We start from the raw sequence: 19,459 nt of genomic DNA, 5'->3' as shown, positions 1-19,459 counted from the left end.
AGCTTCTCTCGCTACGGCAAAACGCACGGTAATTCGAGGTGACCAATCGTTGGCGGCAATAGGGCGAGCGCAGCAATTTCGGGCGCGCACAAACATCGACACTCCCCCTAAACCCACCGCCGAACCGCCGCGCAATAGCGGGCGTAAGCCTCGCCAAATTTTTCGCGCAGCATCGCCTCCTCCGGGCGGATTTGGAATTGGGTGATATATCCAACGAAGACGGCCACGCCGACCAGCGCGGCGGGCGAGGCCAGGGCGACCGCGAGGGCGATCAAAAACAGCGCCATGCCCGCATACATCGGGTTGCGGCTATAGGCAAAAATCCCGTGGGTGACGAGGGCGGAGGCCGCGTCGAGATGGATCGGGTTGGCCGTGGTTTTGGCGCGGCGGAAGGTTCTGATCGCCGTGACGACCATTGCTACCCCGCCGCCAAACATCGCCAGCGCGATGATCCCCCGGACCAGCGGCGCCGCGTCTAGCCGGGGGAAGCCCGGCGCCAGCACGATCATCGCCAGCGCCACAAGCCCCAGAACCACCAGCGGCGGGACCTTCGTATTCAGCCAAGACATTCCGGTCCCCCCATGCCGCGCGGCGGGGTTAGGCCATCCCCTCCACCACCAGCGCTGTGCCGCCCAAACCTTCGACCATCGCCGCGATCTCCCGCGACGCCGCTTCGACGGCGCTGCGGTCGGTGCCGCGCGTGACCAAACTGACCCCCAACACCCCATTGCGGAAATAGGGGTAGGAGCCGATGGAGAGATCGGGGTAGCGCGCCTGCACCGCCCCCAGCCCCTCGGCAATCACGCCCTCGCCCAAGGTGCAGGAAACGGTCTGGGCGTGGATAGCCGGGCCTTCCGCCAGGGTCGGCAGGATATTATCCATCATCGCCTGGGCAATGCGCGGCACGCCCGCCAGGGTGAAGACATTCGCCATGCGAAACCCCGGCGCGCGGGAGACGGGGTTTTCCACCAGGCTGGCGCCGACCGGCACCTCGGCCATCTTCAGGCGCGCTTCGGTCAACTGTCCCGGTTCGTAATGGGCTTCCAGCATCTTCACCGCCAGCGGATCGCGGTGCAGGGTCACGCCGAAGGCTTTGGCGATGCAGGCGGCGGTAATATCGTCATGGGTCGGGCCGATCCCGCCGGTGGTGAAAACATAGGTATAGCGCCCGCGCAGCTCGTTGACCGTCGCCACGATCACCGCTTCCACATCCGGCACCGCCCGCGCTTCGGCCACTACAATCCCGCGCGCCGTCAAGGCCCCGGCGATGGAGTGAATATTCGTATCATGGGTTCGGCCCGACAGAATTTCGTTGCCGATCACCAGAATTGCCGCCGTTGCGCTCATGATTCCTCCGCTCTTTCCCGCCCCCGCGATTGCATACACACGGGGGCGCGGTTAGGCTCTGCTTAAGGATTGGGGCGTCGTGCGCCCCCTCGGGCAACAAGCTAGGGCTGAGAGAGGCAAAGGTCTATGGCAACCATGCGGAATCTGCGGCGTACCTGTTTGACCGGCCTCCTCGCGGGCCTATTGCTCGCCCCGCCCCTCCTCGCGCAAGCCCCTGAAAAAGCCCCGGAAGCGGCGACGGGAACGGCAGCGAAAGCGCTGGTGAGTGCCGATAAATTCATGGTGATTGCCGCCAATCCCCTCGCCTCCCGCGCGGGGGCGGAGGTATTGGCAAAGGGCGGTACGGCGGCCGATGCGGCGATTGCCGTGCAACTGGTGCTGAATTTGGTCGAACCGCAATCGTCGGGCATCGGCGGCGGTGCCTTCGTGCTTTATTACGACAAAGCCGCTGGTAAGCTCACCTCCTACGATGGCCGCGAAATCGCGCCGGAGAAGGCAACGCCGCAGTTATTTCTGAATGCCGACGGCAAGCCGCTGCCGTTCTATGATGCGGTTGTCGGCGGCCGGTCGGTCGGGGTGCCCGGCGTGCCGCGCCTGCTGGATGTGCTGCATAAGCGGCACGGTAAAGCCGTTTGGGCCGATCTGGTGAAACCCGCCCTGGGGATTGCCGAGGAGGGGTTCACGATCTCCCCACGCCTCGCCAAGCTGCTGGCCGCCGAAAAATATCTGATGCGCGATCCGGTGGCGAAGGCCTATTTCTACCGCCCGAATGGCGAGCCGCGCTGGGAAGGGGAGCTGCTGACCAACCCGGACTATGCTGCGACGCTGAAAATCTTGGCGGAGCATGGGGTAGAGCCGTTCTACAAAGGCAGCATCGGCGAGGCGATTGTCGCCGCCGTGCGCCAAGAACCGAACCCCGGCAGCCTGAGTATGGCCGATCTTGCGGCCTATAAGGTCATTCAGCGCGACCCCGTGTGCAGCGGCTATCGGGGCCTTAAAATCTGCGGGATGGCGCCCCCCTCCTCTGGCGGGTTGGCGGTTGCGCAGATGCTGGGGATTCTGGAACGCTACGACCTGAAGTCCTTCGGCCCCGGCGGCGTTCAGGCGGTGCATCTGTTCATGCAGGCCGGGCGCCTCGCCTTTGCCGACCGCGACATGTATGTGGCCGACCCGGCTTTCGTGCGGCAACCGATCACCGGGATGCTCGATCCGGTCTATTTGGGGCAGCGCGCCCAATTGATCGACTGGAACGCCGATAAGGGCACGGCGCCCGCCGGGCAGCCGCCCGCCAGCAGCGGCGCCCTGGCCGTAGGGGAAACGCCGGAGTTTCCCTCGACCACCCAAATCGCCATTGTCGATAGTTATGGCAATGCCTTGTCGATGACGACCACCATCGAAGATGGGTTCGGCGCCCGCCGCATGGCCGCCGGGTTCTTGCTGAACAATCAGTTGACCGATTTCAGCTTTGTGCCAGAGCGCGACGGTAAGCCGGTGGCTAATCGGGTGGAACCGGGCAAACGCCCGCGCAGCTCGATGGCGCCGACGATTGTCTTTGACGACAGCGGCGCGGTGAAAATGGTCCTCGGCTCGCCCGGTGGCGCCGCGATCATCCAATACGTCGCGCAAACCCTGCTTGGGATGATCGACTGGGGTATGGACCCGCAGACCGCCGTTTCCCAGGCCCATTTCGGCAACCGCAACGGCAATGCCTTGCTGGAGGATGGCACGGGCGCCACCGGCTTCAAGCAGGCCTTGGAGACCATGGGCTATAAGGTAACGGTCGGCGAGATGAACAGCGGCCTGGCCGCGATTCTGGTGAAGGACGGCAAACTGCTCGGCGGTGCCGACCCGCGCCGCGAAGGCTTGGTGGTGGGGAACTAAGCATGTTCGCTCTCGACGATAGCCTGCGCACGCTGCCGAAAGCCGATCTTTACGCAGAAATGCACCGGCAAGCGCGCGGCCTGCTGGACGGAGAACGCGACCCCATCGCCAATGCCGCCAATCTGGCGTCGCTGCTCTATTGGACCCTGCCCGATCTGAATTGGGCGGGGTTCTATTTTCTAAAACAGCCCGATCTGCTGGTGCTCGGCCCCTTCCACGGTAAGCCCGCCTGCGTGCGCATTCCGGTTGGGCGCGGGGTGTGCGGGACGGCGGTTGCGACGGGCGCGGTGCAGATCGTGCCCGACGTTCACGCCTTCCCCGGCCATATCGCCTGCGATGCCGCCTCCCGCTCGGAGCTGGTGCTGCCGCTGATCGCAGCGGACCGGATGCTCGGGGTGCTCGACCTCGATAGTCCGATCCCCAACCGTTTCGATCAAGCGGATGCCGAGGGTTGCGCGGCCCTGATGGCCCTGCTGCTCAACGGCAGCGACTGGGCCTAACCGCCCTCTAAACCCCTTAAAAATAAAACGGGCGCTCCCTGATTGGGGGCGCCCGTTTGTCTTTGTCGCTCGCCTGCCGGTTTAGGTCGGGCTGGCTTGGAAGCTGTTCAACTCAGACCGCAGCGGCGTTTCGCTGGGGTCCAGGACCCCGGTGGCCCCGGTGGCACCTCGTTGTTGATCTACAGCAGCAGGCCGTTGCGCGAACGTAACAGCCTGCTGCCCCAGAATCTGCTGAATCTGGGCAGAGTTCGTCTGGTTCGCCGCGTTCAAACCATTAGCCTGCGCCGCCTGCGATAAAACCTGAGCAACCGTCGCCTGGGCATTCGGGTTCGTAGCAGTTATCCCTGGCGAACTGACCGTCCCATAAGCATTGGCCATCACCTGAATGGCGGCCTGCGGGCTTGCTTGATAGACGGTGGGGTTGGTCACGATACGGGCCGCCGACGCGGCGCCATTCGCCACCGTCTCCGGCGCAACGCGCTGGGCGGTCGGGTTCACGAAAATACGCGCAGCGATTACGGTCGTTTGCAGGGTTTCCGACGGGGCCGTCGTCTGGACCGGTAAGTTCGCCACAACCTGCAACGCCGCCGCTGCCGCATTGACGGCAGCCTGCGGATTGGTCGCCAGAATCTGTTCGGCCCGGGTCACCACCTGCTGCGCCAAGACCGCCGCCCGCTGCGGGTTGCCACCGGAGAGAACCTGGACCGCCTGCTGGATCTGCTGGGCATTGCCGCTATTCACGGCAGCCTGCAGCGCGGGCGGAAGCGCGGCTTGCGTCGACGCCTGGGCCAACTGCTGCTGCGACAGGCCCGAAGCGTTTTGAGCCGTCTGCCCCTGCCGTGGGTTCCCCGCCGTGATGTTATTGACCGAATTGGCAAGCTGCGTCGGGTTCATCACCGTCGACAGACCTTGCACAACATTCTGCGTCGCCCGCTGCTGCGCCTGATCGTTTACCTGCTGCTGTTGCGCCGCATAATTGGCCATCTGCTGCTGCTGCTGCGGGGTGGACGGCGCATTATTGGTGATCGCGGCCTGCGTTCCGGCGGGCAGGTTCACCGCCCCTGTTGCCGGAGGAGTCGGCAAATTATTTTGCGTCGACTGTTGCTGCTGTTGCTGCTGAGTTGCCGGAACCGTATTGGCCAGGTTCATGGCCTGCTGCGTGCCGGGCGAGGCAGGTGGCGTGGAAGGCGGCGTCGTGCCGAGCGTGCTGCTAATCGACTGAACGACTGCCCCGGCAACAACATCCGGAACACGGCCCGGCGGCGTCGGCGCCTGATTCCGGCCACTAACGGCAACCGCTTGCCCACCGGTGAACGAAGTGGTCCCCGCGCCATTGGTCACCGTGAAATTGCCGCTACCGCCAACGAACACGGTTGGCTGATTGGCGTCGCTCGGCACAACCCCGGCAATCAGCGAACCGCGGATGCCGATGGTGCCCGAGGGCGTCTTGATCGTTGTGCTCGAGTCCGGCGCCGCCGCCCCCGAAACGAGCCGGAACAGCCCGCGCGAAATGCTGACCGCCTTATCCTTCTTACCGCCTTCCGGATCGAAGACCATCTTATCAATGGTCAGCGCCCCATTCGGGCCGAGTTCGAGGGTGGTTCCGTCGCGGAACTCGATCAACGCCTTAGACTTCGGGCCGGTGACAACCTGCTCTTGCGCAAAGAGAATATCGTCGAGCTTGATCACCCGTTCGTCAGTCAGGGTTGTCCGCCCCTTCACGACGTCCTGCACAATGGCGGCGCGGCCCACAACCTTGGGATCGGCGTCAACCGCAAAAGCCGAAAACGCCGTCAGGGCCGTACCGGCCAGCGCCGCCGCGATTAGGGACCGAAAACCAATGTTCATGCTCTATCCTCCATCGCGCGGCGAACCGCCCGATCACCATAAGCCCATATTTGGGGAAGAATACACAAGACTCGCGGCAACTTGAAAGAGCTGATCTTGATTATTGGCGTTTTTTATGAGTCGGGCGGCAGTTCGGCTGGCTCTAACGGCACTACCCTAGGCAGAACGGCGGCGGGCTGGTATCCATGCCGGTGAGTTTAGAAACGGCGGCGACAATGGGTCTGCTCAGAAATCCTCTCCGGCGCGCGGTTAAGCTGCTGCGGCTGCTGCGCCACCCGGCGTTTCGGCGCGGCCTGCGGTTCGGCGTTGCTGCGTCCTTAGAGAATTTCGTCGCCATGCGCGATCTGACGCTCGGGTCCGTCATCGACGCCGGGGCCAATGTCGGGCAATTCAGCCTGCTGATGCGCGGACTGCACCCCACGATCGAAATTCATGCCTTCGAGCCTTTCCCCGAAGCCGTGGCCGTCTTCAAGCGGCTATTTGCCGCCGATCCAGCCGTAAAGCTCTACCCGGTTGCTCTAGGTGCCGCCGAGGGACGGGCCAGCCTTCATATCTCCCGCCGTTCCGATAACTCGTCGCTGCTACCGATCAGCAATAATCAAGCTGCTTTTGCTCCGGGAACCGAGGAGATCGGCACGGTGGCCGTTGCGGTTCAGCGGCTAGATGCCCTACTGGCCGATGCGGCGCTCCTGCGCCCCTGCTTACTGAAAATAGATACGCAAGGCGGCGAGCTTGAGGTTCTGAAAGGGGCCGAACACTTGCTCCCCCGTATCGATTACATCTATGTCGAACTCTCCTTTACCGAATTTTACGCAGGCCAACCGACCGCCGACCAAATTCTGACCCATCTTCATGCCCAGGCTTACCGGCTGGTCGGAATTGGTGGAATCGCCCGGGATCGGCGGGGGGCCATTCAACAAGCCGATCTGCTTTTTCAACGCTCGGCGCCATGATTGCCACGCGACAGGTTTTCAAGGCCGTTCCTGCCCTAACTGCCCTGCAAGGCCTTCAATACCTCATCCCTCTGCTGACCCTGCCCTTTCTGATGCGAACACTGGGGCTGGAGCGCTGGGGCGAGGTTGCCCAACTGATGGCGCTGGGGCAATTGGCGCTGATCGTTTTTGATTACGGGTTTCACCTCTCGGCCACCCAGACCGCCGCCCAACGGGCCGACGATCCCGCCGCGCTCGCCGCCCTGTTTGGCGCGGTGACGCTGGCCAAATTGGCCGTCGCCGTGCTCGCCCTGCCGCTGGTACTGATCGCAGCCATCGGACTTCTACCCGTCCGGGTCGATGATCCCCTGCTGCTCTGGGCGCTGGCCGCCGCCGTCCTGCAGGCCCATGACCCGCTCTGGTATTTTCTGGGAACCCAGCAGGCCAGCAAAATTGGGGTCCTCACGGTCGTTTTGCGGTTGGCCGCCGTTGGTATCCTGCTGATTGGCATTCGCGGGCCGGGTGATGCGTGGGTCTATTTCGCCGCGCAAGCCGCCGCTTGGCTGGGCGTCTTCGGCGCAGGCCTATGGATCGTTCGCCGCCAGACCGGTTTTTCCCATCGGCACTGCGTCGGGGCAGTTAAAGTTCTGCGCGACGGCAGAAGCATTTTCCAGCTCTACCTCGGCAGCAGTTCTTTCGATTACCTATTGCCGCTGGTGTTGGGCGCGGTCGCCAATCCGATCGCGGTCGGCCTTTTTGTGGCGGCAGAGAAGCTGGCCCGCGCGGCCGCCAGTCTGCTCTCGGTCTTCCGCACCGCCCTGTTCCCCCAGATGAGCCGCCTGATGGCCCTTGCCCCGGAGGAAGCGGCGCGGCTCTTCCGCTGGTCGGCCCTTCGGATCGGCGGCCTTGCGGCGATAGGCAGCCTGATGCTGTTCCTGCTCGCCGAGTGGTTGGTGCCGCTGATCCTGGGGCCAACCGCGACCGCCGCGAGCCCCGTGCTCCGCCTCCTCAGCCCCTTGCCGCTGCTAATCACCCTCAATAGCCTGATCGGCGTACAATGGCTGATCCCTGCAGGGCGGGCGGTGGCGCTTCGGAATATTTACCTGGGGGCGGGCTGCGGTCGCCTTCTGCTCTGCGCTCTCCTCGCCGGGGGGCTCGGGGCGTCGGGAGCCGCCTGGGCCACCGTTCTCGGAGAAGTAGGCGTCTTGCTGGCCTGTCTGCTATATCTTCGCCACCATCCCGTCCGGGGACCGTGAGGCCCCGATGATTGGACGGATCAATAGTTGGATTTCTGCGGGAGCATTGCGTCGGTGATACACGCCCTGGCTTGGTTTCTGATTGGATACTCGGATGGTTTGGTCTATTGGCTGATCAACCTAACCGAAATTACGGGGTATATGGTGTATATCACACCCGTAATCATTATTTATATAATATATTTATTCATGTTTTGCAAAATATCTCTCTCCACTTCTCTCGCAAGACGGCAAATTTTCTTTATATCTTTTGCGATTGCTTTGTTCTTTTTTCAAATATTTTCCGTCGGGGAAATTTATACCGTCGGCTATATTCAAGTTATCGTGATGATTGGAGTCAGTTTCCTCATAACAGACTTATTTAAGGAAAACGAAATAATTCTACGACCTCATTTTGCAAATGGAATTATAACGATTCACTATATTATTTGTTTTTATGCCATTTTCTCATGGATTATTTTAAGGGTGGTGGGCGAAGATATCAGTCTCTATATAGTTGATTTCGATACACTGTCTGGCTTTGCGGCTAACCGCACCAGTGGCCTGCATCGGGAACCGTCCTGGGCCGGTTATGCTTTGGCGAGTTCTTATCTTGGCGTCTTAATTACCCGCCCGAACCGCCTGTGGCTGCCCCAGATCGCCTATTTGCTCGCCATCGGGGTAACGGGGGCAGGCGCCGGGCTGATTATGGCCTGTGTTTTTATTGCCCAGCAGGTGCTGATCAATCGCCGGGGTAATCTTGTTCTGCGTCTGGGAGTTCTTGCTGTCCTCGGGCTTTTGGTGTTGGTCGTGTTTAGTGGCCGTATCAGCGAAGTGCTGAACCAGAATGACCCTTCCAGCCAGATGCGCCTCGAATCGACGACCGTCGCCGCCGAGGTCATCGCCGAAACCTTTCCAATCGGAACCGGTTTTGGTAACTATCAAGATCATGCGATCTTTGATCCGACTATCTGGGGGGGGTTCTTAGATATTTCTGAGGCTACTTATTATAAATCGGACGTTTTAGCCCTAAATTTCATCGCGGAGCTCGGCTTTTTTGGTATCGTCCTTACCATTCTCTTCATTATGAATTTTTCAAGCCGAAGTAATGTCTTGGTGTTTGTCGCAGTGATGATTATGGTCCTAACGTCGGGAACCGTTATTCAACCCGCTTATCTTGTTCTAGCCGCGATCATCGGTTTAGAGCGGGGCCGCACCGCCCGGGAGGCGGCGGGCCGCGACGGGACGGTTTGATGCCAAGTTCTCCCCCCGAAGCCCGCCCAAACTATCTGTGGCTCACCCGGTTCTTCCCCTACCCGACCCACGCCGGGGATCGGATCTATTCGGCCAAATTGATCGAGTCCCTGGCCGCGCAGCCGTGCCGGGTCAGCGTCTTTTGCACCTATCAAGGGAGAGACGCGCCGGTGCCCCCCGATGGCCCCGCCCGGGGAGCAGACTGGGTTCTGTGCCGGGATAATAGCCGTCATCGGCTGTGGCTATATCCCTTCTCCTATTTGCCGCAGCATGCGTTACGGCTGTCTGGCCCCGATCCCCGCCGAAGCCTCTGGCCGCTGCTGATCCAACAGCCGTGGGACGCCATCTTGATCGACTATGTAAGCATGGGGTGGACCCTGCCGCTCCTGGCCGAGGCAACACGGGTGACAGGCCATCGCCCGACGCTCGCCTACGTCGCGCATAATCACGAAGCCAGCCTGCGTCGGCTCGCCGTCAACCACTCGATGGCCTTGGCGCCACTGCGTCTTGCCCAGTGGATCGATGGTGGGCGGATCGCGGCCCTCGAGCGCCAACTGCTGGCCGAGGCCGACCTTGTGACCACCATAAGCCCGACGGGGGATCGTGCCCATTTTCTCGCCGATGCCCCCAATCAAAGGTTTCTGAGTCTCGTGCCTGGATATGATGGCCCCCGGCTAGCGCAGCGGACCCTGACCGCCGAAACCCCCCGTCGTGTCGTCGTCGTCGGGAGTTTCGATTGGATCGTCAAACAACAGAATCTTGTTGAGTTTCTTGAAGCGGCGGCGGCCCCGCTTGCCCATGACGGTATTGGCATCGACATTGTTGGCGCCGGGCCAGCCGCAGTTCTAGACCACTGGCGTCACCGCTTTCCCAATGTTGCCATTCATGGACGGGTCGAGGCTGTCGAGCCCTATCTTGCGGGCGCGCGCATGAGCATCGTTCCCGAGCGGGTCGGCGGCGGGTTCAAGCTGAAAGTGCTGAATGCTGTGTTTCAGCGCTGCCCGCTCTTCGCCTTAGCGGGTTCCCTGGCGGAGGTACCGTTGATCGATGGGAAATCCGTGCGTTTCTTCCGTGATTTTCCGTCTTTGGTCGACGGTATCCGCCGGAGTATCGATGATTTCGACGGATTGAACGCCCTCCAAACGGCGGCCTTCGATGCGTGCCGAGAGGGGTTCCAGTGGCATGACCGGGGACAAAGCCTGCATCAAACGCTGGCTTCCCTCTCCAAACTCCATCGGGAGGACGTTCGATGATCGCCGCAGGCCGAATGCTCACCAAACGCCTGTTGCGGGCAACCTTCGGTGAAGGGGCGACCCGTTACGCCCATGCCCTCTATCACGCCGTGCTCCGCCGGATCGGTGCTTTCGGTGTGCCTGAAACTGCTGCAACCCAACGGCTCTTGGCCGCGCTCGCCGGGCAGGCCGGAACAATTATCGATGTTGGTGTGAATATCGGGCGGTTTAGCTGGTTTCTTGCCCGTCATCGCCGCCCCGGCGTCCCGCTTTATGGGTTCGAACCAAATGCCGAGGCTTACGCGCTCGCTCTTCGGAACTTGGCGGGCCTACCAGCGCTCACCCTCCTCCCCGTCGGCTTGGCCGAAAACGATCAGACGGCGACCTTAGCCGTTCCGCAAGACGCCACGGGTACCCCCGTCAGCGGCTTAGGTTATATTCTGGATGGGCCGCCTCCCGCCGATCACAGGGCAACCCAAGCGGTTACGTTAAAAAGACTGGATGGGTTGATTGCCGCAGGCACGATCCGCCTTGCCCCGCCGGTACTTCTGAAAATCGATATCGAGGGATACGAACCGCCAGCCCTAGCGGGGATGGCAGAGCTTCTAACCCAGCATCACCCCTGGATTTTCTTTGAATGCGAGCCAGCGCATCTACGGCGCGCGGGGTATGATTGGCCGGATGTTTTCGGGCCGCTCCACCACCTTGGTTATGTGATTCTCACCGATCAGGACGGTGTATTCATTTCGGTTACCGAACCTATTCAGGGTGTCGTCAATTATTTCGCCCTAATGCCCGATCAGATTCCGCCCCTCGCCAGCTTTGCGTCCTTTGCTAACCGCTAATCGCTTTGCGAACCGCCCGTACCCGCGCGTAAACTGCAGGGGAAACATAGCGGCGTAGGCGCTCATCCACGGCATGGAAGGCGATGCGTACGCAAGCATAGGACCAGACCCGCAAGGGATTAGCCCCCTGGGCGCAGAGCGCACGGGCAACCTCCAAGGCCGACCGCGTGGCATATTGGCTGGAATTGCCCCCAAGCGCAAAATGATAGCGGATGGCGGGATCATGACACCCACGGAAGCCCGCGCGATCAACCCGGAACAGCCATTCATAGTCCGGCGCCACACGATACGCGGGGTTGAATAGCCCTACCCCATCGAAAACACGACGATGGGCCGTCAGGGTCGGGTAATTCATCACCGGCGCGCGGTAGTGTATGCGCGTGCGATATTCGGGATCGCCGGGGATGGTGAACAGAAACTCTCCGTCCATATGGTAATCCATATCGCCGAAAACGAAATCGGCCCCGTCGCGCAGCAGGGACGCAACGGATGTTTCAACGAAATCGTCGGGCAGCCAATCATCGGCATAGACGAAGCCGATAAACTGCCCATTGGCCTGCCGAACGCCCTTGTTCTGACCATCGGCATGGCCTTGATCGGGTTCGGAGCACCAAACGCTAATAAGATGCTCGTAACGACGTAAAACCTCGACGGTGCCATCGGTCGAGGCGGCATCGACGACAATATACTCGATGGCGGGATAGGTCTGCCGCTCGACACTGCGCAGGGTCTGCTCGATGCTGCCCACGGCGTTACGCACGATGGTGATCAGCGTATAGAGCGGCACCCCCGGGGACGGCGCGGGCCGCTGGCCGGGCCTGAAACCGAAATGATCTTGCATCTTGCCTTACGCCCCTGCTTCCGCCTGCCCCGTGCCGTTATAAAGCGCCGCAGCCCCGCCGGGGGCAAAATCCACCTGCGCGCGGGCAAAATCATCCGGTACGCCGATATCGAGAAAATAGCCGTCCAAAATCCGGCCTTCCAGCCGTCCGGCCTGCGCAAGTCCGGGGAAAATATCGGCCTCCAGCGAACAGGGCAACGCGTGCGCTTCGGTCACCGCTTCCCGGCGCAGCCAATAAACCCCAGCATTGATCACTCCCGGCCCCGGTGCCGCCGCGCGCGGCTGGAAGCCCGTGATCCGCCCATCGGCCAGTGTCACGGTGCCATACCGGTCGGTCGTCGGCACCCGGCGCAGGGCAAGGCGCCCGTCTACCCCCGGCGGCAGTGGCGAGGCCAGGAAATCCGCAAGATCAATCGCGAACAGCGAGTCGCCGTTCAACACTAGGAAGTCCGGCGCAAGCTCCGGCAGGGCTAGGTGCAAGGCGCCGCCGGTCCCCGCCGGTTCCGTCTCGACCCGGCAGGTTATCGTGACGCCCCGCGCCGACCAATCCGCCTGAAACGCCTGAAACGCCTCCGCCAGATAGCCGGTCAGCAACAGAATATCGCGGAACCCCTGGACCGCCAGCCGTTCGACGAGATGGGACAGAAACGGTCGCCCGGCAACCGGTAGCAGGGGTTTCGGCGTGCGGGCCGTCAAATCCCCCAGCCGGGTGCCACGCCCGCCCACCAATAGAACGGCTTGGCGGCTAGACATTACCGTAACGGCTATTGCGCAGCATGCGATAGCCTTTGATCAATTCCGCAATCCCAGCGTCGAGACTATGGGCGGGCTTGAAACCGGTCGCCTCGATCCGGGTGTTGGAGACGATATAGTCGCGCTTATCCGGGTCTTCGCCGATGGGGGCTTCGAGGAAGGCGAAATCCGGCAAATGCGCCTTGATCCGCTCACACAGTTCCCATTTCGACAGGTTGGCGTCCGACAGGCCAAGGTTATAGGGGCGCCCCTGCATCGTATCAAACTGCGCGATCCCGTGCAGGAAGGCGCGGGCAACATCGCGGATATGGATGTAATTCCGCTTGAAGTGCGGTTCGAACAGCACGACCGCCCGGTCATAGAGGGCGCGATAGACGAAATCATTGACCAGCAAATCGATCCGCATGCGCGGCGACATGCCAAATACCGTGGCGAGGCGGAGGCTAAGGGAATTGCCGCGATCCAGCACCGCCGCTTCCGCCGCAACCTTACTGCGGCCATAGAGCGATAGCGGCTTGAGCGGCGAGTCTTCGGTGCAAAGCTGCCCCTGCTCCCCAATGCCATAGCCGGAGTTGGTAACGGGCATCAAAACCCGTTGCTGTGGTGACAGCAGGTCCAGCAAGGTCCGCACGGCATCGAAATTCGTGGAGTGTGCGGCGATCTTATCGGCATCGCACATCGGCGCGCCAACCAGGGCAGCCAGCGGAATGACGATATCGGCCTTGGCGACCAGTGGCTTCAGCACCGCCGCCTCGCGCGCATCGCCGCGCACAACATCGAACCCCGGATCGGCACAGACCGCCGCTAGGGAATTTTGCTTGAACAGAAAGTTATCCAGCACCGTCACCCGGTGCCCGGCGGCCAGGAAAGCCGGAACCATCACCGCGCCGAGATAGCCGGCGCCGCCGGTGATCAGGATCGAAAAACTATCGCTCATTCTAAGTCCCTTACCGGCAAACAGTATCGAGAACGTCGCGCAGACGTTCAATCTGCGGCGTCAGATCAAAGGGATGATTCCCGACGAAGAACCCGCAATCATGGGCCAGATTGGCGTTCTCGATCCCGCCAACGATGTCGTGATCATAATATTTAATTACGTCATGGCGCAGGAAGCAGCCGCCGGTGATGATGCGATAGCCAATGTCAGCGTCCCCCAGCGCGGCAAAGACTTTGCGCCGGTCGAGCTTAGCGGCGGGGTTCAAAATAATCGTAAAACTGAAACTGGAACTTTTGCCGTTTTCGCGCTGGATGATGAAGCGCTCGTCCCCCGCAAAAAGCGACTGGAACAGGGCGAGATTGCGCCGCCGCGCCGCCGTCATCGCTGGAAGTTTTTTCAACTGTTCCAGCCCCACCGCGCCTTCCATCTCCAGTGGGCGCACATTATAGCCCGGCAGGATGAAGCGATAGGCTTCGAAATGATCCTCTGACCGGCGCTGATAGACGGGGCTATCTGGCGGCAGGTCGCGCGTCCAGCCGTGGGCGCGCAACGACCGGCAGAGGTGCGCTAGCTCGGTATCATCCGTCAGGATCATTCCGCCTTCCATCGTCGAGATGTGATGGGAGAAGAAGAAACTGAAGGTATTGAGGTCGCCGAAGGTGCCGGTCTTGCGACCGTTCAGCTCGGCGTCCATCGATTCGCAATTGTCTTCGAAAACATAGAGGCCGTGGGCATCGGCGAAAGCGCGGATCACGTCCAGCGCCGCCGGATTGCCAAGGATGGAAACGGGCAAAATGGCGCGGGTGCGCGGGGTCAGCGCCGCTTCCAGTTTCGACACGTCGAGGTTCAGCGTCTCAAGCTCGACATCGACGAAGCGCAGGCGCAAACCGTATTGCTGCAAGGGATGATAGGTCGTCGCCCAAGAAATTGCCGGGACGATCACCTCGTCCCCGCGCTGTAAGGGCCTGTCCTGCCGGTAGAAAAGCGCGGCAATGCCAACCAGATTGGCGGAGGAGCCGGAATTGACCATGACCCCTTGGCGCATGCCGAAGTACTCGGCGAACGCCCGCTCGAACGTCGCGACCTGTTCGCCCATCGTAAAGCGGCCCGAGGCGATGACGCGCTGCAGGGCATCGACTTCTTCCTGACCCCAACTAGGGGCGGCCAACTCGTAGAACATCTAAAATGGCCCCTTGAAAACCTGCTGATAGGCGAGTTGCGCCTGCGCCGGGTCGGGCGTCCAGGCGGGATCGCCCCCGACCATGCGGTAGGCGGCTTGGGCGATACTCGTCGGATTGGGATAAAAGGCGGCCTCCAACGTAGGCGTCGTCGGGCAGGTCGTCGGCGCGAAGCCGAGACGGCGGACGGTCAACGGCCCCTCGCCGCCCAAATGTTCCGCCGCCTGCGCCGCAATCTCCCCCCCTGCCCCCGCCGAAACCCAGGCGTTATCGACCACCAGTAACCGCCGGGTGCGCCGGGCCGACGCGAGGATCGTTTCCATATCAAGCGGCAACAGGCTGACCGGATCGATCAAATCGACCGAGACGCCAAGATCCGCGAGCAAGCTGGCCGCGCGCAAACATTCCTGCGCCATATTGGAGATGCCGACGATGGTGATATCGGTGCCGCGCAGCATCTGGCGCGCCTTACCGAAAGGAACGGTGAAATCTTCTTCCGGCACCTCGGCTTCGGTCGGGTAGAGCAGCCGATGTTCCATAAAAATGACCGGGTTATCGTCGCGGATAGCGGCGATCAAGCAGCCTTTAGCGTCATAGGCATTCGACGGGGCGACCACTTTCAGGCCCGGCACATGCATAAACATGGCGTGCAACCCTTGTGAATGCTGCGCCCCCTGCCCCCAGGATTTGCCGATCATCGAGCGTACAACCATCGGCACCTTCACCGAACCGCCGTACATGTAATGGGCTTTCGCGGCCATATTGACGAGCTGGTTCATGCACAGCATGAGGAAATCCATACGGATATGCACATGGATGGGCCGCATCCCCGCCATCGCCGCGCCAATCGCCACCCCGGTCATCGCATCTTCCGACAGCGGCGTCGTGAAGCAACGGTCGGCGCCGAATTCCTCCAGCAACCCTTGGGTCGAGCCTTGGATCGCCCGATGGTCATCGACGTCGAGACCGAAGACGAATACCTCCGGGTCGCGCCGCATCTCCTGCGCCACCGCCTCGCGCAGCGCATCAACATAACGCAGGCTGCGGGGTTTGGGATCAGGCGTAGACATGATCGTAAAGTTCCTCTAGCGCAGGAAACGGGCTGTCTTCGGCAAAGCGGACTGCCGCGTCAATCTCTGCAGCAATCGCAGCGTCGATCGTCTGGCGCGCATCCTCGGGCAGCAGCGCTGCAAGACGGGCGACCTGATCCTTGGCCTGCCAGGCTTCCAAATCAGCGCGGTCGCGATAGCCCGCCGCATAATCCTCTGCCGGGCCGACGTGTTCGCGCCAACGATAGGTATGGCACTCTAAAAATACCGGACCGGCCCCAGCGCGGATCGCGGCAACCGCCTCGGCGGCAGCGGTCCTAATCTCGAAAATATCACCCGAGGTAATCCGCTGCGCGGGCATGCCGAAGGTCGCCACCCGCTCCGTCAAGCGGTCCGCCGCCCAGCGCCGGTTCAAAGGTTCGTGAATGGCGAGGAAATTATTCTCGCAGACAAACAGGATCGGCAGCTTATGCAGCGCCGCAAAATTCAGCGTTTCATACACGCCGCCTTCCTCGCTAGCGCCATCGCCATAGAAACAGGCGACCATCTGCCCGCGCCCGCGCCGCTTGAGTGCCAGCGCATAGCCCGCCGCGACCGGAACGTTGGAGCCGACAACGGCCGAACAGCCGAGAATGCCCTGCTCGAGCCCAACAAGATGCATCGAGCCGCCTTTACCACGCGCGCAGCCGCTGACTTTGCCGTACATTTCTGCCAGCATCGCGTTCAGATCGCCGCCCTTCGCGAGATAGGTGGCATGGCCGCGATAGGTGCCGGAAACGGTATCATCCGCCCGCAACGCCTCGCAGATGCCGACCGCGACGGCCTCTTGACCGATCGACAGATGGATCGGGCTTTTGATCTTATCGGTCGGATAAATCGCCGCCACCCGCTCCTCAACCCGGCGGATACGGGCGATCCCCCGGTACAGGCGAGCGATTGTCTCTTGGTCGGTCGGCTCGGGACTTGCCATCACTACCCATCCTTCGTTGCGCCGGTTCTGATCGCCGCTTTCTGACTACACCGGCCCCCGCTGCGTTGCCAGCCCTACGACAGAACCGTGCTGCCCATATCGTCAATCCCGACCGTAACGGTCCGCAACCGCGCGAGACGGTTGGCAAGGGCAGCCCGCTGCCCAGGCTCGATCAGAAACACCATAAAACCGCCCTTTCCCGCCCCCAGAAGTTTGCCGCCGGTTGCGCCTGCCGCCATCGCTTCGGCATAGATTTCGTCGATCACCGGATTGGAAATTTCGGTCGCGAGTTGTCGTTTCAGCATCCAGGAGTGGTGCAAAAGTTCACCCAACCGATGAACGGGCAGATGCTCGTCCGCAAGCCAGGCGGCGGCCTCCCCGACCAAGGCGGCGATCCCATGCAACTGCGCCTCTCGCTGGTCGATATTCTGGATTTGCTGTCCCGCGATATCGGAGGCGATGCGCGAGAGGCCGGTGGAAACCATCAGGATCGACGCACAAAGCGCCTCCCGCCGGGCCGGGCTCAGCGCCACCGGCGCAACGGAAAACGTGCCTGCGGGATCGAAGCGAATGTGGTTTAGCCCACCATAGGCTGCCCAAACCTGATCCTGACAGCCAACATTCTCGGCGATCACATCCTGCTCGATGCGGATCGCCTCGCGCGCTAGCCACTGCGGGTCCGGGAGCGCCCCCGCCCGCGCCCTAAGCGCGTGCAGAAGGCCGACGACGAAGGACGAACTGGAGCCAAGGCCGGAGCGGGCGGGCAGATCCGACTCGTGTACCATCATCAGGCCGGGCGCGACGCTTTGATCGGCATAGACCGCCCGCACCGCCGGGTGCTGGATGGCGGCGATTGCCTCAACCTGCTCGTGCCGGGCGTAGTGGATCCGATAGCCGGTCTCGCCATCTTCCAGGGGGGCGAGGCGGATGTAGCAATATTTATCGATGGCCAGCCCCAGCACCGCCCCGCCAAAGCGGCGAACCCACGGCAGGTAATCCGTGCCCCCACCGAAGAGAGAGATGCGAAACGGCGTTCGGCTGACGGTGACGCTGCCGCTCATAGCGCACCCTTGCGACCGAAGACCACCGGGATGGTCTTCAGCAAGATCGCAATATCGTGCCACAAGGTCCAATTCTTTACATACCAAGTATCGAACATCACCCGCTGGGCATAGGACGTATCGCTGCGCCCACTGACCTGCCAGAGACCGGTAATGCCGGGTCGGATTTCTAGGTAAAACATGACATCCCGCCCGTAATAGGAGAGTTCTGCTTCTGTAATCGGGCGCGGGCCGACGAGGCTCATTTCCCCGCGCAGCACATTGATCAACTGCGGCAGCTCATCAAGACTGGTAGAGCGCAAAAACCGCCCAATGGGCGTTACGCGCGGATCATTGCGCAGTTTGAAATTCTGTTCCCATTCCGCCGCATCGTCGGGGTTGCGGCGTAAATGCTCCTCCAGCACCCGCTGGGCGTCGGGGACCATCGTGCGGAATTTTAAACAGTCGAAGGGTTTGCCCCGCTGCCCAACGCGCCGGTGCCGAAACAGCACCGGCCCACCATCGCGGGAAATCAGCCAGGCAAACAGCGCAAACAGCGGCAGGCACGCCAGCATCATCACGCTGGCCATAAGCAGATCGGCGGCGAATTTCACCCGGCGGCGGATCGGCTGCCCCAGGTTATTCTTCGCCACCAGCATCATGAAATCTTGGCCGATGAAGCTCAATTGATCGAACCCCAGGATCGGCAACCCACCCAAGGACGGCACCACCGCAAAGGGCAGCCGTTCGCGCACCAGATCGGCCAGCAGATCGCTGTAGACGATCGTTTCCTCCGCCGACAAAGCGAGGATAATAAAGCGCCCGCCGCGCTTTTCGCAAAGTTGCCCCCAGAGTTGGCCATCCTGCGGGGCCGCCATCGAGGCAGGGGCAACGACGCCGACGATCTCATACCCCAACGCCGGATCGGCACTGAACACTTGGCGGACGTGTTCCGCCACCTCCCCCGTGCCGACGACGAGGGACGGGATGCGCCACAGGCCCATCCGATCCAAAATCCGCCGGGTCACCGCCCGGCCCAGCGGGATCAACCCTGTCGCCAGCAGCCAGCTATTCACCAACCAGAGCCGGGAGAGATGATATTTGGCGGCATAGACCAAAAATCCCTCGGCCAGCAGCAGGATCAAGCAAACCAGCACAACATGACAATAGGCGGTCCAGGCCGGCACTGGTAAGCGATAGTGCCCAAGAACAAAAAAAACGAAGAGCGCCACCGCCGCCAAGACCGTGAACTGCAAGGTACGCCACTCGAAGGTTCCCGTAATCCCGTCTACATAGGTATTTTCTAAAAAGAGTTGATTGACGATAACGCCGACGAGCAAAGCCAAAAAGAAAGCTAACACAAATGCAAGAATATCGGATGCAAGACCGATAGCAAGACGAAGCCCATAGGCGACTTGTAAACGGGAACGAAAGCGAGGGTCTGGCTCTATCCGCCCATCGCCAGGTTTTGCATCATCCATTTCCTACCTGATCATTTTTGGTCTTTAAAAGGGCTACCCCACAGCGGGAAAACAATCTGCGCCGCATACTACTGATATTGACAGGCTATCACGATCAGTTTTTTTACCCTGGTCCTGCGCGTTCCCCCTCTCGACA

Annotated in this window: 18 protein-coding genes; 7 read left to right on the top strand and 11 right to left on the bottom strand. The window is 61.4% G+C overall.

Translation table 11 applies throughout. The features are described from left to right. Positions 1-107: 107 nt before the first annotated feature. Positions 108-569, bottom strand: coding sequence for a methyltransferase family protein (locus tag CHR90_RS09030; RefSeq protein WP_094408651.1), 462 nt, complete (start codon positions 567-569; stop codon positions 108-110). A 28-nt stretch (positions 570-597) separates the two neighbouring features. Continuing rightward, complete coding sequence (locus tag CHR90_RS09025; protein WP_094408650.1) at positions 598-1,347, bottom strand: competence/damage-inducible protein A; 750 nt, start codon at positions 1,345-1,347, stop codon at positions 598-600. A 126-nt stretch (positions 1,348-1,473) separates the two neighbouring features. On the opposite strand from CHR90_RS09025, the gene ggt reads away from it, so the two are divergent. Both ggt and CHR90_RS09015 read left to right on the top strand, forming a co-directional pair. Beyond that, the gene (gene ggt, locus CHR90_RS09020) at positions 1,474-3,228 is read left to right on the top strand and encodes a gamma-glutamyltransferase (RefSeq protein ID WP_094408649.1); all 1,755 of its coding nucleotides are present in this window, start codon (positions 1,474-1,476) and stop codon (positions 3,226-3,228) included. Positions 3,229-3,230: 2 nt separating this feature from the next. Next, positions 3,231-3,728, top strand: a complete 498-nt coding sequence (locus tag CHR90_RS09015) for a GAF domain-containing protein (RefSeq protein ID WP_094408648.1) — start codon at positions 3,231-3,233, stop codon at positions 3,726-3,728. Positions 3,729-3,809: 81 nt separating this feature from the next. Here CHR90_RS09015 and CHR90_RS09010 read toward each other — a convergent pair whose 3' ends face one another. Beyond that, positions 3,810-5,576 carry a FecR family protein gene (locus CHR90_RS09010; RefSeq protein WP_094408647.1) on the bottom strand — a complete coding sequence of 589 codons (1,767 nt, stop codon included), beginning with the start codon at positions 5,574-5,576 and terminating at the stop codon, positions 3,810-3,812. Between the two features lie 215 nt (positions 5,577-5,791). Here CHR90_RS09010 and CHR90_RS09005 point away from each other — a divergent pair, with 215 nt between their 5' ends. Genes CHR90_RS09005 through CHR90_RS08985 form a run of 5 tightly spaced genes read left to right on the top strand, consistent with a single transcriptional unit; the run spans position 5,792 to position 11,074 of the window. Then, entirely contained in the window at positions 5,792-6,529 is a 738-nt protein-coding gene (locus CHR90_RS09005; protein ID WP_170941355.1) for an FkbM family methyltransferase, read from the top strand. Then, positions 6,526-7,764, top strand: a complete 1,239-nt coding sequence (locus tag CHR90_RS09000; RefSeq protein ID WP_094408645.1) for an oligosaccharide flippase family protein — start codon at positions 6,526-6,528, stop codon at positions 7,762-7,764. The genes CHR90_RS09005 and CHR90_RS09000 overlap by 4 nt, the downstream gene beginning before the upstream one ends. A gap of 54 nt (positions 7,765-7,818) precedes the next feature. Next, positions 7,819-8,997, top strand: a complete 1,179-nt coding sequence (locus CHR90_RS08995; protein ID WP_141210914.1) for an O-antigen ligase family protein — start codon at positions 7,819-7,821, stop codon at positions 8,995-8,997. Further along, positions 8,997-10,250: a glycosyltransferase gene (locus CHR90_RS08990; RefSeq protein ID WP_094408643.1), complete on the top strand. Its 1,254-nt coding sequence runs from the start codon at positions 8,997-8,999 to the stop codon at positions 10,248-10,250. Before CHR90_RS08995 ends, CHR90_RS08990 begins: the two co-directional genes overlap by 1 nt. After that, positions 10,247-11,074 (top strand): FkbM family methyltransferase, encoded by an 828-nt coding sequence (locus tag CHR90_RS08985; RefSeq protein ID WP_094408642.1) that lies wholly within the window; start codon positions 10,247-10,249, stop codon positions 11,072-11,074. The genes CHR90_RS08990 and CHR90_RS08985 overlap by 4 nt, the downstream gene beginning before the upstream one ends. On the opposite strand, the gene CHR90_RS08980 is transcribed toward CHR90_RS08985, so the two are convergent. The 8 genes from CHR90_RS08980 to wbaP form a co-directional block, all read right to left on the bottom strand. Then, the gene (locus CHR90_RS08980) at positions 11,064-11,915 is read right to left on the bottom strand and encodes a glycosyltransferase family 2 protein (protein ID WP_094408641.1); all 852 of its coding nucleotides are present in this window, start codon (positions 11,913-11,915) and stop codon (positions 11,064-11,066) included. The genes CHR90_RS08985 and CHR90_RS08980 overlap by 11 nt on opposite strands. Positions 11,916-11,921: 6 nt before the next feature. After that, positions 11,922-12,668 carry a nucleotidyltransferase family protein gene (locus CHR90_RS08975; protein WP_094408640.1) on the bottom strand — a complete coding sequence of 249 codons (747 nt, stop codon included), beginning with the start codon at positions 12,666-12,668 and terminating at the stop codon, positions 11,922-11,924. Continuing rightward, the gene (locus CHR90_RS08970) at positions 12,661-13,605 is read right to left on the bottom strand and encodes an NAD-dependent epimerase/dehydratase family protein (protein WP_094408639.1); all 945 of its coding nucleotides are present in this window, start codon (positions 13,603-13,605) and stop codon (positions 12,661-12,663) included. The genes CHR90_RS08975 and CHR90_RS08970 overlap by 8 nt, the downstream gene beginning before the upstream one ends. A 10-nt stretch (positions 13,606-13,615) precedes the next feature. Next, positions 13,616-14,785: a DegT/DnrJ/EryC1/StrS family aminotransferase gene (locus CHR90_RS08965; RefSeq protein WP_094408638.1), complete on the bottom strand. Its 1,170-nt coding sequence runs from the start codon at positions 14,783-14,785 to the stop codon at positions 13,616-13,618. Then, positions 14,786-15,853 (bottom strand): alpha-ketoacid dehydrogenase subunit beta, encoded by a 1,068-nt coding sequence (locus CHR90_RS08960; RefSeq protein WP_094408637.1) that lies wholly within the window; start codon positions 15,851-15,853, stop codon positions 14,786-14,788. It abuts the gene before it with no gap. Continuing rightward, positions 15,840-16,802: a thiamine pyrophosphate-dependent dehydrogenase E1 component subunit alpha gene (locus CHR90_RS08955; RefSeq protein WP_094408636.1), complete on the bottom strand. Its 963-nt coding sequence runs from the start codon at positions 16,800-16,802 to the stop codon at positions 15,840-15,842. The genes CHR90_RS08960 and CHR90_RS08955 overlap by 14 nt, the downstream gene beginning before the upstream one ends. A gap of 74 nt (positions 16,803-16,876) precedes the next feature. Continuing rightward, the gene (locus tag CHR90_RS08950) at positions 16,877-17,863 is read right to left on the bottom strand and encodes a GHMP family kinase ATP-binding protein (RefSeq protein WP_094408635.1); all 987 of its coding nucleotides are present in this window, start codon (positions 17,861-17,863) and stop codon (positions 16,877-16,879) included. Next, complete coding sequence (gene wbaP / locus CHR90_RS08945; protein WP_094408634.1) at positions 17,860-19,323, bottom strand: undecaprenyl-phosphate galactose phosphotransferase WbaP; 1,464 nt, start codon at positions 19,321-19,323, stop codon at positions 17,860-17,862. The genes CHR90_RS08950 and wbaP overlap by 4 nt, the downstream gene beginning before the upstream one ends. Between the last annotated feature and the right edge of the window lie 136 nt (positions 19,324-19,459).

The sequence above is a fragment of the Elstera cyanobacteriorum genome, from assembly GCF_002251735.1.
Taxonomy (GTDB): domain Bacteria; phylum Pseudomonadota; class Alphaproteobacteria; order Elsterales; family Elsteraceae; genus Elstera; species Elstera cyanobacteriorum.
The sequence above is the reverse complement of the archived record's forward strand: the minus strand, read 5'-3'. Positions and strand labels throughout refer to the sequence as shown.

Bases quoted from the DNA above. Each gene is read 5' to 3' on its own strand.
- CHR90_RS08975 (WP_094408640.1), bottom strand. From the start codon at position 12,668: ATGTCTAGCCGCCAAGCCGTTCTATTGGTGGGCGGGCGTGGCACCCGG.
- CHR90_RS09010 (WP_094408647.1), bottom strand. From the start codon at position 5,576: ATGAACATTGGTTTTCGGTCCCTAATCGCGGCGGCGCTGGCCGGTACG.
- CHR90_RS08950 (WP_094408635.1), bottom strand. From the start codon at position 17,863: ATGAGCGGCAGCGTCACCGTCAGCCGAACGCCGTTTCGCATCTCTCTC.
- CHR90_RS08985 (WP_094408642.1), top strand. From the start codon at position 10,247: ATGATCGCCGCAGGCCGAATGCTCACCAAACGCCTGTTGCGGGCAACC.
- CHR90_RS09000 (WP_094408645.1), top strand. From the start codon at position 6,526: ATGATTGCCACGCGACAGGTTTTCAAGGCCGTTCCTGCCCTAACTGCC.
- CHR90_RS09030 (WP_094408651.1), bottom strand. From the start codon at position 569: ATGTCTTGGCTGAATACGAAGGTCCCGCCGCTGGTGGTTCTGGGGCTT.
- CHR90_RS08970 (WP_094408639.1), bottom strand. From the start codon at position 13,605: ATGAGCGATAGTTTTTCGATCCTGATCACCGGCGGCGCCGGCTATCTC.
- CHR90_RS08965 (WP_094408638.1), bottom strand. From the start codon at position 14,785: ATGTTCTACGAGTTGGCCGCCCCTAGTTGGGGTCAGGAAGAAGTCGAT.
- CHR90_RS08955 (WP_094408636.1), bottom strand. From the start codon at position 16,802: ATGGCAAGTCCCGAGCCGACCGACCAAGAGACAATCGCTCGCCTGTAC.
- CHR90_RS09015 (WP_094408648.1), top strand. From the start codon at position 3,231: ATGTTCGCTCTCGACGATAGCCTGCGCACGCTGCCGAAAGCCGATCTT.
- CHR90_RS08990 (WP_094408643.1), top strand. From the start codon at position 8,997: ATGCCAAGTTCTCCCCCCGAAGCCCGCCCAAACTATCTGTGGCTCACC.
- wbaP (WP_094408634.1), bottom strand. From the start codon at position 19,323: ATGGATGATGCAAAACCTGGCGATGGGCGGATAGAGCCAGACCCTCGC.
- CHR90_RS08980 (WP_094408641.1), bottom strand. From the start codon at position 11,915: ATGCAAGATCATTTCGGTTTCAGGCCCGGCCAGCGGCCCGCGCCGTCC.
- ggt (WP_094408649.1), top strand. From the start codon at position 1,474: ATGGCAACCATGCGGAATCTGCGGCGTACCTGTTTGACCGGCCTCCTC.
- CHR90_RS09025 (WP_094408650.1), bottom strand. From the start codon at position 1,347: ATGAGCGCAACGGCGGCAATTCTGGTGATCGGCAACGAAATTCTGTCG.
- CHR90_RS08960 (WP_094408637.1), bottom strand. From the start codon at position 15,853: ATGTCTACGCCTGATCCCAAACCCCGCAGCCTGCGTTATGTTGATGCG.
- CHR90_RS09005 (WP_170941355.1), top strand. From the start codon at position 5,792: ATGGGTCTGCTCAGAAATCCTCTCCGGCGCGCGGTTAAGCTGCTGCGG.